The following is a 12,633-nucleotide window of genomic DNA, read 5'->3' as shown; positions in this document are numbered from 1 at the left end:
ATTCGCAACGGAATCATCGCGCAAGGAGACGGAAATGAGCCTCTATGGAATGATGCGGACGGGTGTATCGGGCATGAACGCCCAGGCCAATCGCCTGTCGACCGTGTCCGACAACATCGCCAATTCCAGCACCACCGGTTACAAGCGCGCCAGCACCCAGTTTGCCTCGCTGGTTCTGCCAAGCTCGGGCGGCTCCTACAATTCCGGCGGCGTCGAAACCGTTGTGCGTCACCATATTTCCGACGATGGTTCGCTCCGCTTCACCACCTCGTCGACGGACCTTGCGCTCAAGGGCAACGGGTTCTTCGTGGTCAATGACAGCAGCGGCACGCCATACCTGACACGCGCCGGTTCGTTCGTGCCGGATGCGCAGGGCAACCTGGTCAATGCGGCCGGCTACTATCTCATGGGCAATCCGATCGTGAACGGCCAGACCAATTCGGTCATCAACGGCTACCAGGGGCTCGAGAAGATCAACGTCAAGCAGAACGATCTTGTTGCCGATCCAAGCCGCAAGGGGACGTTCACGGCCAACCTGCCGGCGGGTTCCGCCGTTGTCGCCGCCGCCGACCTTCCGTCCAATGCGGCCGCCAATGCCGCCGGGACGGCAAAATACACCGCCAAGACATCGCTTCAGAGTTTTGACAATCTCGGCAATCTGGTGGTTCTCGATGTTTACTTCACCAAGACGGGTGAAGATCCGGTCACCAAGAACGCCACGTGGGAGGCCACGGTTTACAACAAGGCCGATGCGGCAGCCAGCGGCGGCTTCCCCTATTCAAAGGCGCCCCTGGCCAGCGAAACCTTCAATTTCGATGGCGCAACCGGCAAGATGACGTCGGCCGACAAATCCCTTTCGGTGCAGATTCCCAACGGTCAGATGCTCGAGATCGACATGTCGGCCACCAAGCAGCTGGCAGGCGACTATACGCCGATCGAGGCGAAGATCGACGGCAGCACCCCGAGCCCGATCGAGAACGTCGATATCGCGGCGGACGGCACCGTCGTTGCCCGCTACAAGAACGGCGCGCAGCGCGCCATCTACCAGATCGCGCTGGCTGACGTTCCCAGCCCCGACAATCTGCTTGTTCTGTCCGGCAATGTGTTTGCGACCAGCGCCAATTCCGGCGATGTGCAGTTCGGGCGGCCCGGCAAGGGCAGCTTCGGAACACTGACATCCGGCGCGCTGGAAGAATCCAACGCGGACATCGCGCAGGAACTGACTGAGATGATTGAGGCGCAGAGAAGCTACACGGCCAATTCCAAGGTCTTCCAGACCGGTGCGGATTTGATGGACGTGCTGGTCAATCTGAAGAGGTAGCATCGCAAATGTTGATTGGACCTAAGGCATGTCACTAAGCTCGGCGCTCCTTACCGCTCAGAGTGCTCTGACGACAACGTCGAAACAGACAGCGTTGGTATCCCGCAATCTTGCGGGTGCCAACGATCCCAATTTTACGCGCCGCATCGGCTCCGTCGTCAGCGGACCCAACGGATCGACCTATCTGTCCGTCAGCCGCTCGGCCGACGATGCGCTCCTGTCCAAATATATCGAAACGAACAGCCAGTACGGCTCGTCCTCGACGCTGAAGAGCGGCCTTGACAGGCTTTCCGGTATTTACTCTGCCAACAATGCGTCGGGTTCGCCAAGCGCGCTTCTGGGCGACCTGCGCGATTCCCTGCAGCTCTATGCATCGCAGCCGGGCAACAACTCCGTCGGTGAAGCGGCGGTGTCCAAGGCCGTCAATCTGGCCAATGCCCTGAACAAGGGAACAAGCGACATCCAGAAGCTGCGCCAGGATGCCGACAACGACATCAAGGATTCCGTCAGCAATCTGAATGCGCTGCTGGCAAAGTTCGAAACCATCAACAACCGGGTGGTCAACGGAACCCGCTCGGGCGCCGATGTGTCGGATTTCCTCGATCAGCGCGATGGCCTGCTCAAGCAGATTTCCGGCGAGATCGGCATCACGACGATGGTGCGCGGCGACAATGATGTCGTGATTTTCGCCGAATCCGGGGTCACCCTGTTCGAAGGATCGCCCCGCAAGGTCAGCTTCACGCCGACCGCTGCATTTGCTGCGGGAACCACAGGCAACCAGGTCTATGTGGACGGCGTGCCGCTGTCGCACGATACGTTCCAGCAGCCCTATGGCACGGGACGGCTGAGCGGCCTGCTGCAGCTGCGCGACCAGACCGCGCCTGCCTACCAGAACCAGCTCGACGAGATCGCGCGCAGTCTTGTCAGCATGTTTGCCGAAAAAGACCAGAAGACACCGCCGACCCTGCCGGACGTTCCGGGCCTTTTCACCTATTCCGGCGCGCCGGCCATGCCTGCGGACGGAACGATATCGCCCGGCATTGCCGGGACCATCAAGGTCTCCTCGGCCTATATCCAGTCGCAGGGCGGCAGCCCGACGCTCCTGCGTGACGGCGGCACCAATCCGGCCAATCCGGATTATGTGCAGAACCCCTCCGGATCGGCTGGCTTTTCAAACCGTCTGCAGGGGTTGATCGGTGCCATCAATGCACCGCGCAGCTATGATGCGAATGCTGGCATCACCGGCCAGAAGAGCCTTGTGGATTATTCCGCCGCCTCGATCAGTTCGCTCGAAACCAAGCGCAAATCCGTCACCGAGACCAATACCTATAATGGTGTGCTGGCATCGCGGGCCGAAGACGCGATCTCCAATGCGTCGGGTGTGAACATCGATGTCGAGATGCAGTCGATGCTGCAGCTTGAACACTCCTATCAGGCGTCGGCCCGGATTCTCTCCGCCGTGGATGCCATGTTGAACGAACTCCTGAACGCGGTGAAATAGCGATGAAAACCCAATCGATTTCATCTTACATGCTGGCCAATTCCACCCGGAATATCCTGGCCAAGGCGCAGGCCGACCTGATCAAGGCAAAGGAAGAGTCGACCACCGGATTCGTGTCCGACACCGGTCTCGCACTCGGCAGCCGGACGGGCCAGTCCATCTCCCTGCGCAAGGAGTTCGACCGGTTGACGGTTCTGACCGAAACCAACAACCTGATCGGCCAGCGCATGACGACATCGCAGAATGCGCTTGGCAATATGGTCAAGGGCGCGACGGATTTTCTCGGCACCGTGACCGCGCTGCGCGGTTCGTCCGACGGTCATTCGGTTGCCCTGGACAAGGCGAAAAGCGGTCTGCAGACCATGACGGGCCTCGCCAACACCAACTACAATGGCGAGTATGTCTTTGCCGGCGTGAACACGGACGTGCAGCCGATGGACGACTACTACGCCGCCGGCAGCCCAGCGCGTGCAGCCATCCAGACGGCTTTCCAGACGCAGTTCGGCTTTCCCATGACCGATCCGCAGGTGAAGAACATCACCGCCGATCAGATGAAGACCTTTCTCGACACCACGATGACCGCCCAGTTCAGCGCTGGCTCGTGGTCCAGCAACTGGTCGTCGGCGTCAGACACCGTCGTCAAAAGCCGGATCGCGCCGACGGAGCTGGCCGAGACCTCGGTCAGTGCCAACAATGCCGGGTTCCGGCAGATGGCGTTGAGCTACACCATGGTTGCCGAACTGAGCAATATCGGCTTGAACCAGGGCGCGTTCGATGCGGTCATGGACAAGGCGATCTCCACGACGACCCAGGCCGTCACCTCGCTGACCGGCGCACAGGCGTTTCTGGGTGATGCCCAGGCGCGGACCAAGGATGCGACCGATCGCCTGACCGTGCAGATCAAGGTGCTCAACAGCTCCGTTCTCGATCTGGAGGCCGTCGATCCCTATGAGGCGGCGAACCGCGTGCATGCACTCTCCACGCAGATCGAGGCTTCTTACGCCCTGACCGTCAAGCTGCAGAGCCTGAGCCTGCTCAACTACCTGAAATAGCTGTAGCGGGCGCGGTTGCCGTGCCCGTCTGCGCCGATACCGGAAAGACATATGTACCAGGCCCGATACAACGACATCATGGATGACGGCGCTGCCAGCGCCAAGGAGCGCGAACGCTCGCTGTTCGATCAGTCGATCATGATGCTGGAGGAAGCGCGCGACGAGGGCGCCTATTCCTTCAAGGGCATCGAAGCCGTGCATTTCACCTCGCGCCTGTGGGTGATCGTGATCGAAGATCTCGGCAACCCGGAAAACGGCCTGCCGCCGCAATTGCGGGCATCGCTGATCTCGATCGGCATCTATATCCTCAAGGAGCTTGAAGAGATCCGCCAGGGCCGGTCGACCGACTATGACGGCATTATCGAGATCACCAGAACCATTCGGGACGGGATCTGAACACCATGAAAATCACCCTGCGCGCCGGTGAGAAAGTCTATATCAACGGTGCTATCCTTTGTGCTGACCGCAAGGTTTCCCTCGAGTTTCTCAACGATGTGACGTTCCTGCTCGAGAGCCACGTCCTGCAGGCGGACGAGACGACGACGCCGCTGCGCCAGCTCTATTACGCCGCACAGATCATGCTGATCAATCCGCTGATCAGAAATGAAGCCAGCGTCACCTTCAAACGCATGCTGGCAAACCTTTTGGCCACCTTCGAAAATCCGCTGATGCTCAAGGAGCTGAAGCTGATCGACGAGATCGTCTGCAACGATCGGGTGTTCGAGGCGCTCAAGGCCATACGGCTGCTCTATCCGCTGGAGGCACAAATCCTCTCCGGCGAGCTTGAAACCATCCATCCCACCCATTCGGATCAACCAAACCGGCCGGAGGCAATCGCATGACCACCACATCTCCCGTAGGATCGTCGACCGGCAACACTCCGGACACGTCCAAGGCCGGCGGACCGAGCGTCGACTACCAGTCCTTCCTGAAGCTGCTCGTCGCGCAGATGAAGAACCAGGACCCGACGCAGCCTATGGACGGCACGCAATACGTTGCGCAGCTCGCGCAGTTCTCCAATGTCGAGCAGGCGACGCTGATGAACAAGAAGCTCGACCAGATTCTTGCCAGCGCCTCGCTTTCCCAGGCGGATGGCATTATCGGCAAGACCGTCACCAGCGCCGACGGCAAGGTCACCGGCGTGGTGGAATCGGTCAAGATCTACAGCGACGGCATGATCGCCACGCTCAAGGGCGGGGCCACGCTGCCGATCACCGCCGGCATCGTCATCAGTTGACAGCCCGCCGCCGACCATGAATGAGGCCGATGCGCTCGACATCGTCAACCAGGCGATCTGGACGGTGATTGTCGCCGCCGGCCCGGCCGTGGGCGCCGCCATGCTGGCGGGCGTCATCATTGCCCTGTTTCAGGCCCTGACCCAAATCCAGGAAGTCACGCTGACCTTCGTGCCGAAGATCATCGTCATTCTCGCCGTGCTTGCGCTGACCGCCCCCTTCGTCGGCTCGCAGATCAACACGCTGACCCTGCTCACCTATTCGCGGATCGAAAAGGGCTTTTGAGCTGTTCGTGCGTGGTGTGGTGACGCAAGAGGCATAGGTATTTTCACCCCCCTCTGGCTTGCCAGCCATCTCCCCCACAAGGGGGGAGATCACATTGACATTAGCGACTCTACATATTCTGCAATATTGGAAATTGGCTTGAACAATCGTGACAGCTGATCTCCCCCCTTGTGGGGGAGATGTCCGGCAGGACAGAGGGGGGTGAAAGACCCTCGTCACCAAAAATCACATCAACTTATCCATGTTCTCCCAACCCAAGTTATCCTTCTCGTGTCCTTTCCGGCGGGAATGCTTCCGGAAACCTTCGAAAGTCGGGAAAGGACCGGCGCTTCGGCCTCGCAGGGAAGAAAACCTGTGCGGCCGGAGAGGGAGCGTTCAATGATGCCGCATTGAGCGAAACCGATTGCCGGGGCGGGTGGTCCCCAGGATCGCAAGCATAGCATACCAGAATACCCAAGACCCGCGTTCCAGGGACCGCCCGTCTTTCCCACCTTCTCAATGGCCAGACGCAATTGCGGGCGTGGCGACCGGTCGACGTGGCCGCTTTGGCTTCGCGTAAGCTTCGCTCCCTATGCTTGCTGTGATCATAGGAGAATGCTGTGCAACAGGCTGCCGTAAAGAAACTGGGCGACAAGGGCTATCTGACCGGCAGCGATGTCGGGCTGGCGCTCGGCATCGTCATCATTCTGACCGTGCTCTTTCTGCCCGTCTCGCCGATGGTGCTCGATATCGGCCTTGCCTTTTCCATTGCGCTCTCGGTTCTCATTCTCATGGTGTCCCTGTGGATCCAGCGCCCGCTCGATTTCTCGGCGTTTCCGACGGTCCTGCTGATTGCCACCATGATGCGCCTGTCGCTCAACATCGCGACAACCCGCGTCATCCTCACCCACGGCGATGAAGGCTATGCCGCCGCCGGGCAGGTGATCCACGGTTTCTCCCAGTTCGTCATGGGCGGCGACTTCGTCATCGGCCTTGTGGTCTTTGCCATCCTGATCATCGTCAATTTTCTCGTCATCACCAAGGGCGCCACGCGTATCGCGGAAGTCGGCGCGCGGTTCACGCTCGATGCCATTCCCGGCAAGCAGATGGCGATCGATGCGGATCTTTCCTCCGGCCTGATCGACGAAAAGGAAGCGCAGCACCGCCGGCGTGAGCTGGAAGAGGAAAGCGCCTTTTTCGGTTCGATGGACGGTGCGTCGAAATTCGTGCGCGGCGATGCCATTGCCGGCCTCATCATCACTGCCGTGAATATTTTCGGCGGCATCATCATCGGCGTCACCCGCCACGGCATGGAAGTCAGCCAGGCGGCCGACGTCTTCACCAAGCTTTCCGTCGGTGACGGTCTGGTCACGCAGATTCCGGCGCTGATCGTCTCCCTGGCGGCGGGCCTGCTGGTGTCCAAGGGTGGCACGCGCGGCTCCACCGACAAGGCCGTCTTCGGCCAGCTCGGCGCCTATCCCAAGGCTCTGTTCGTGGCTGCGCTGCTGCTGTTCGTGCTGGGTGTCCTGCCGGGTCTGCCTTCCTTTCCCTTCTTCATTCTGGCCCTTGGTCTCGTCGCCATCGGCATTGCCGTTCCGCGCAAGATCGCCCGGGTGGCGGCAGCAGCCGTAGCCGAGCAGAACCAGAGGAAGAAAGAAGCGGAGGACGAGGATCGCAATTCCGTCCGCGCTTCGCTCGAAACGGCGCAGATCGAACTATGCCTCGGCAAGCAGCTGTCGACCCGCCTGATGGCCTCGCAGCTGGAACTGGCGCACCGCGTCAACAAGATGCGCAAGAAGTTCGCCACCGAATACGGCTTCGTGGTTCCCGAGATCAAGGTCACCGATGATTTCCTCATCCCGCCGAAGGTGTACCGCATCAAGATCCACGGCACGGTCGTGGTCTCGCAGGAGCTGCGGGTCGGTGAAATCTTGGTGATCCCCGGCGACAGGCCCATTCCGGAAATTCCCGGCGAAGAGGTGCGCGAACCGGCCTTCGGCATGAAGGCCTATTCGGTGCCGGAAACCTTTGCCGCCGACCTCAAGCGCGACAACTACATGACCGTCGACAATCTCTCGGTGCTGCTGACGCATCTGAGCGAGATCGTCCGCAACAATCTGGCGCAGCTCCTGTCCTACAAGGACATGCGCGCGCTGCTCGACCGGCTCGGTCCGGAATACCGCAAGCTGCTTGACGATATCTGCCCCGTGCACCTGTCCTATTCCGGCCTGCAGGCCGTGCTCAAGCTGCTGCTGTCGGAGCGCGTGTCGATCCGCAATCTCAACCTGATCCTGGAAGCCATTGCGGAAGTCGCGCCGCATATCCGCCGCGCGGAAATGATCGTCGAGCATGTGCGCATGCGCATGTCGCAGCAGATCTGCGGCGATCTGGCGGACAATGGCGTGCTCAGCGTGCTGCGCCTCGGCAACCGCTGGGACATGGTGTTCCACCAGAGCCTCAAGCGCGATGCCAAGGGCGAAATCGTCGAGTTCGACATCGATCCGCGCCTGCTCGAACAGTTCGGCACCGAAGCCAGCACCGCCATCCGCAAGCATCTGGACGCGGGCGAGCGCTTCGTGCTCGTCGCGTCGCCGGAAGCGCGCCCCTACATCCGCATGATCATCGAGCGGCTGTTCGCCACGCTGTCCGTGCTGTCCCATGTGGAGATTGCCCGTGGCGTCGAAGTGCGTTCGCTCGGCACGATCTCGTGAGGCCTTGATCGATGCTGCAGAACCTGGCGCTCAGCGACATGGTGATCGCCGCCTTTCTGGTGTTCGCCCGCGTCGGCTCGTGCCTTCTGATCATGCCGGGCATTTCCAGCCCGCGCATTCCCATGCAGATAAGGCTGTTTCTCGCCCTGACCTGTTCGCTGATGGTGGTGCCGCTGGTGTTCAAGCAGATGGCGCCGGTGGCCAATGCCGCGCCGCTGGTGCTGATGCGCATCATCCTTATAGAAGCCGTCGTGGGCGCGCTGATCGGCATCCTGGCGCGCATGTATTTCTGGGCTTTGCAGTTCATGGCCAACACCATCGCCATGGCGACGGGCTATTCCGGTGCGCCGGGGGCGGGCATCGAATCGGAGGAGCCGCAGGCGGCCATCGCCACCATCGTCACCTTGTCGGCACTGCTCATGTTCTTCGTGATGGATCTGCATCTCGAGGTGCTGCGCGCCCTGCTTTCATCCTATTCGGCCATTCCGGTGGATGGGGTATTCCAGCCCGCGACCGCCATGGTCAACCTCACCGATACGCTGTCCAAGGCGTTCTTCAGCACCATCCGCATCGCCGCGCCGTTCATTGTCTTCGCCATTGTGGTGAATATTGCGGTCGGGCTGATCAACAAGCTGACGCCGACCATTCCCGTCTACTTCATCTCCATGCCGTTCGTTCTCGCGGGAGGCTTGATGCTTCTCTATTTCAGCATGCCGGATCTCCTGCGCTTCTTCACCAGCGAGGCCGGCACTTACCTACGGAACTTCTGACATGAGCATCAGGCCCGGCTCGCGCCAATCCCTGCGCGGAATGATCAAACTGCAGCGGCTGACCAAGGCCCGGCACGAGATGGCGCTGGCGCGCCTGAATGCGCAGTCCGCGGCCATCGCGGAAGAGAATACGGCATTGTTCAGGATGCAGAACGACCGCTTCGAGAACGGCGCGGGGATCGTCCCGCCCGATCTCGTCATGAAGCGGCTGGAAACCAACAAGGCGAAGCAGGCGGGCCTGTCCGAACAGATGGTGCGGGAAAAGCGCGATCTTTTGGCGGTGTCGCGCACCATCGATATTCTGTGCGGCCGCCTGCACCAGCTGGAACAAACGATGGAACGGGCAGCTGCTGCCGAGGAAATCGAGGAATATGTCATCCATACAATCGTTGGCGGCACAAGCCTCCCGTAAGTTTGGCGCGGTAAGGTACGAAGCATGAAACACGATGGGACAGTGACCGATGGCCATTAATCCACCTTCCGATCTGGTGCTGGATGTTGCCAATGCAGCCGATCCGGCAACCCTGCAGGCGTCGGTCGAGAAGCTGCGCACCCTTGCCGCGGCGCGCGTCGAAGCCCAGACACGGCTGTCGCGCGAGACATTCGCGTCCATCCAGCAGGCCGGGACACCAACGGTTTCCATCGGCAGCACCAGTGCGCCGGGCGCACCGAACCCCGCCTACAAGAAATTCGAGTCGTTCATGCTGCAGTCCTTTGTCGAATCCATGTTTACCGGCGACAACCAGGCCGTGTTCGGCAAGGGTATTGCCGGTGACTACTGGAAATCGATGATGGCGGAGGCGGTGGCCAAGAAGATGGCCGATGCCGGCGGCATTGGCGTGGCGCGGATGCTGGAACAGCAAAGCGCCAACAAGGCGAAAAGCGCGGCGGCGAGCGCCGCGCCTGCGGTCTCCGGCGATCAGACCCCGGACCCGAATGTCATTTTGTACCAGATCGAACGGCAACTCATTCACAAGCAATTGAAGACGACGAAACCTCTTGACGCGATCAAACGGGGCTGATGCCGGCAAGATTGGAGGAAATGAATATGGATATAGTCAACGATAATGAAGAGAACGGCACCGTGATCGAACACGCTCCCCTTGTACCCGAGGTCGAACCGGCGCTTGAGCCTGTCCTCTTTGCCATTAAGCGCCTCGAAGAGGTCGTCGAGCGCGAAACCAAACTGCTGCTCGATGGCGAGACCATCGATCTTGCTGAAATCAACTCGCACAAGAGCCGTGGCCTGCGCGATTTCAACAAAGCGATGAACAAGGCTGCGAAAACCGCCGGCGTACCGGCGCTCAAATCGCTGCAACCGGTGCTGGATGCCTTGAAGCAGAAGCTGGACCGCAATTGTGATGCCATCAAGCTGCATCTGCGTGCCGTGACCGAGCTGACCGGCCTCATCCGGGATGCGCTGGAAACGCAGGAAGCCGACGGCACCTATACCGCCCAGCAGATGAGGAACGGGCAAGGCGCATGATCCGTATTGTCCTGATCGGCCTCTGGATCTGCGGCGTGGCGCTGGGATCGCTGTATTTTGCCGTGTGGCAGAATTCGGCGACGGCGGCTGTGTCGTCGCAGAGCAAGGATGTGCTCGATTTCGGCAAGACCGACAGTTTCAGTGTCCCGATCATTCTGGACGGGGCAGTGGAAGGCTATATCGTGGTGCAGCTCGGCTATACGCTCGACAGCCGCGTCAAGGCCTCGGTCACCGTGCCCGTTGCGCCGTTCATCAATGATGAAATCTTCCGCCAGTTCTATGGCCGCTTCTCCGATGTGAAAGACGTGCAGAAGGTTGAATTTGCCAGCGTCAAGCAATCGGTCATCGACGGGGTCAACGCCAAATTCCCCGAACCGCTGGTGCGCGATCTCCTGGTCGAGCAGTTCAACTACATCACCGCCAAGGAAATCCGCGACCAGAACACCAAGGGCCTGCAGCGGCAGGCACCCGCGGCGCCCTGATCCACCTCACAAGGAATAGTATTTTCCGGCAAGGGCGCTGAGGACCGCTTCGCTCAGCGGTGTCACATTCGCATCCTCGATGAAGCGCACGCCGAAGTCGCCATCCCGGTGCCAGACAATCTCGGTCATCAGCGCCCCGCGATACTGGTCGTCGAACAGCCAGAAGCGGTTGGGAATGGTGCAGGGCCCCACAGTGCGGATGCGGGCACCGCCACCGGCAATGTTGTGAAAGTGGCACTCGGTCAGAAACTGGCCTTCAAGCGTTGCAAGCTTTCCTGAGCGCAGGCGTGTCCGCTTGCGTTCTTCAATACGCTTTTCCGTCTTGTGGCCGGATTCGGTTGGTGGCATCGATGGCTGGTCCAGCAAGGATTGATGGTCCGGCGCGAGTACGTATCCGGGATACATATTTCAAGCCGGTGGTTGTCCCTGATGGTCATAGTCTCAAACCATTGCAAAACCGTTATACCAAGTTGGCAAATGCGTGCGGTGCGGACAGGCGCCTTGTCCCGGCGGGCAGGGCGCCTGTCCTTGATTGAGCCGGTGTCAGCGGCGCGGCAGAAGCTTCTGGACCTCGTCGGCCGCGTTGTTCAAGGCTTCCTGCGGTGTGGCCGACTGTTCGACGACACGTGAGAGGTTGTCGACGATGGTCTGGGTCACCTTGACGCCATTGGTGCCGGGGAAGGCATACCAGGGGATCATGCGGTTCATCTGGTTGAGGCCAGCCTGGAACAGCGGGTTCTGCTTGTAGAAATCGGCGAGATAGTCCGGCGACTTTGCTGCAAGTTCATTGTTCGGCACATAGCCGGTGCCGGGAACCACCACCGAAGCGCCGTAGGGACCGGCGGCGAACTTGGCGAATTTCCATGCAGCCTGCTGCTTGGCGGCATCCTTGGTCAGGATGACGACGGCATTGCCGCCCGTGGGCAGATGGCCCTTTTCCGGGTTGAGCAGCGGCAGCGGGCCGGTGCGCAGGTCGAACTTCGTGCCGACATTCTTGATCGTGTTGCGCAGCGCGCCCGTGGTCTGGAAGGCAAAGCCCACCTTGCCGGCAACGAAGGCCTGTTCACCCGCCTGCTTGGTCAGGACGGGCATGCCGCCTTCCTTGACCAGACGGCTGACGAGGTTGAAGGCGGCGATGCCTTCCGGGCCGTTGAAGGCGACTTTCTTTTCATCCGGCGAAAGCATGGTGCCGCCCGCGCCGAACAGCAGGGCGGAGAACATCCAGTCATCGCCCTGCCAGCGGAAGTCGATACCTTCATTGCCGTTGCCGAGCGCCTTGACCTTGGCGCCGAGGGCAATGACCTCGTCCCAGGTCTTCGGCGGCTGGTCGGGATTGCCGCCCGCCTGCCGGATCAGGTCGGCATTGTAGTACATGATCGGGTTGGAGGTGGCGAAGGCAAGGCCGACCTGCTGGCCGCCAACCTGGGCGAGGCGAAGGATGTTGTCGCTGAAGCCCTGGGCCGCCATATCAGGCTCCTTGGCGATCAGCGGCTTCATGTCGACATTGACGCCGCGCTCGGCAATCATGCGCAGGCGGTTGAGGCCGATGAAGGTGATATCGGGCATTTCGGCGGTTCCCGCCTGCCGCAGGATCGTCTGGATGCCTTCCTCATAGGTGGCCGAGGGGCTGACGAAGCTGATCTTGATATCGGGGTTTTCTTCCATGAACTTCTTGGAGATGACATCCATCACATCCTTGAAAAAACCGGGCATCGGGTAGTGCACGTTCAGGGTGGTTTCCGCGAAAGCGGGAACACTGAACGCGGTGGCGATCGCGGCTGCCGCAATCGTCTTTCGGAAGAAGCTCATTG

Annotated in this window: 15 protein-coding genes; 13 read left to right on the top strand and 2 right to left on the bottom strand. The window is 60.4% G+C overall.

Annotation, left to right across the window (positions count from 1 at the left end; genetic code table 11):
- Window positions 1–34: 34 nt before the first annotated feature.
- The 13 genes from ACP7B1_RS15050 to ACP7B1_RS14990 all read left to right on the top strand — a co-directional run bounded on the left by ACP7B1_RS15050 (window position 35) and on the right by ACP7B1_RS14990 (window position 10,822).
- The gene (locus ACP7B1_RS15050; RefSeq protein ID WP_403184563.1) at window positions 35–1,321 is read left to right on the top strand and encodes a flagellar hook protein FlgE; all 1,287 of its coding nucleotides are present in this window, start codon (window positions 35–37) and stop codon (window positions 1,319–1,321) included.
- 28 nt (window positions 1,322–1,349) lie between these two features.
- Window positions 1,350–2,822, top strand: coding sequence for a flagellar hook-associated protein FlgK (flgK, locus tag ACP7B1_RS15045; RefSeq protein WP_346308184.1), 1,473 nt, complete (start codon window positions 1,350–1,352; stop codon window positions 2,820–2,822).
- Window positions 2,823–2,824: 2 nt separating this feature from the next.
- Entirely contained in the window at window positions 2,825–3,874 is a 1,050-nt protein-coding gene (locus ACP7B1_RS15040) for a flagellar hook-associated family protein (protein ID WP_223615463.1), read from the top strand.
- Window positions 3,875–3,925: 51 nt separating this feature from the next.
- Entirely contained in the window at window positions 3,926–4,270 is a 345-nt protein-coding gene (flaF, locus tag ACP7B1_RS15035) for a flagellar biosynthesis regulator FlaF (RefSeq protein ID WP_346308183.1), read from the top strand.
- A gap of 5 nt (window positions 4,271–4,275) precedes the next feature.
- Window positions 4,276–4,716, top strand: coding sequence for a flagellar biosynthesis repressor FlbT (gene flbT, locus ACP7B1_RS15030; protein WP_346308182.1), 441 nt, complete (start codon window positions 4,276–4,278; stop codon window positions 4,714–4,716).
- Window positions 4,713–5,111 (top strand): flagellar hook assembly protein FlgD, encoded by a 399-nt coding sequence (gene flgD, locus ACP7B1_RS15025; protein WP_346308181.1) that lies wholly within the window; start codon window positions 4,713–4,715, stop codon window positions 5,109–5,111. The genes flbT and flgD overlap by 4 nt, the downstream gene beginning before the upstream one ends.
- A gap of 16 nt (window positions 5,112–5,127) precedes the next feature.
- The gene (locus ACP7B1_RS15020) at window positions 5,128–5,394 is read left to right on the top strand and encodes a flagellar biosynthetic protein FliQ (protein WP_105735188.1); all 267 of its coding nucleotides are present in this window, start codon (window positions 5,128–5,130) and stop codon (window positions 5,392–5,394) included.
- Between the two features lie 599 nt (window positions 5,395–5,993).
- Window positions 5,994–8,084: a flagellar biosynthesis protein FlhA gene (gene flhA, locus ACP7B1_RS15015; protein ID WP_403184601.1), complete on the top strand. Its 2,091-nt coding sequence runs from the start codon at window positions 5,994–5,996 to the stop codon at window positions 8,082–8,084.
- Between the two features lie 11 nt (window positions 8,085–8,095).
- Window positions 8,096–8,854: a flagellar biosynthetic protein FliR gene (gene fliR / locus ACP7B1_RS15010; RefSeq protein ID WP_223615458.1), complete on the top strand. Its 759-nt coding sequence runs from the start codon at window positions 8,096–8,098 to the stop codon at window positions 8,852–8,854.
- 1 nt (window position 8,855) lies between these two features.
- Window positions 8,856–9,266: a hypothetical protein gene (locus tag ACP7B1_RS15005; protein WP_346307660.1), complete on the top strand. Its 411-nt coding sequence runs from the start codon at window positions 8,856–8,858 to the stop codon at window positions 9,264–9,266.
- Window positions 9,267–9,315: 49 nt separating this feature from the next.
- Window positions 9,316–9,876: a rod-binding protein gene (locus ACP7B1_RS15000; RefSeq protein WP_346307661.1), complete on the top strand. Its 561-nt coding sequence runs from the start codon at window positions 9,316–9,318 to the stop codon at window positions 9,874–9,876.
- A 26-nt stretch (window positions 9,877–9,902) separates the two neighbouring features.
- Window positions 9,903–10,340 (top strand): flagellar protein FlgN, encoded by a 438-nt coding sequence (locus ACP7B1_RS14995; RefSeq protein ID WP_308526412.1) that lies wholly within the window; start codon window positions 9,903–9,905, stop codon window positions 10,338–10,340.
- Window positions 10,337–10,822, top strand: a complete 486-nt coding sequence (locus ACP7B1_RS14990) for a hypothetical protein (RefSeq protein WP_223615455.1) — start codon at window positions 10,337–10,339, stop codon at window positions 10,820–10,822. The genes ACP7B1_RS14995 and ACP7B1_RS14990 overlap by 4 nt, the downstream gene beginning before the upstream one ends.
- Window positions 10,823–10,828: 6 nt before the next feature.
- On the opposite strand, the gene ACP7B1_RS14985 is transcribed toward ACP7B1_RS14990, so the two are convergent.
- Window positions 10,829–11,170 carry a PilZ domain-containing protein gene (locus tag ACP7B1_RS14985; RefSeq protein ID WP_346307662.1) on the bottom strand — a complete coding sequence of 114 codons (342 nt, stop codon included), beginning with the start codon at window positions 11,168–11,170 and terminating at the stop codon, window positions 10,829–10,831.
- Window positions 11,171–11,365: 195 nt separating this feature from the next.
- Window positions 11,366–12,631, bottom strand: a complete 1,266-nt coding sequence (locus ACP7B1_RS14980) for an ABC transporter substrate-binding protein (RefSeq protein WP_426137059.1) — start codon at window positions 12,629–12,631, stop codon at window positions 11,366–11,368.
- Window positions 12,632–12,633: the final 2 nt, after the last annotated feature.

Source organism: Phyllobacterium sp. SL163, assembly GCF_049896885.1.
GTDB classification, from domain to species: domain Bacteria; phylum Pseudomonadota; class Alphaproteobacteria; order Rhizobiales; family Rhizobiaceae; genus Phyllobacterium; species Phyllobacterium calauticae.
The sequence above is the reverse complement of the archived record's forward strand: the minus strand, read 5'-3'. Positions and strand labels throughout refer to the sequence as shown.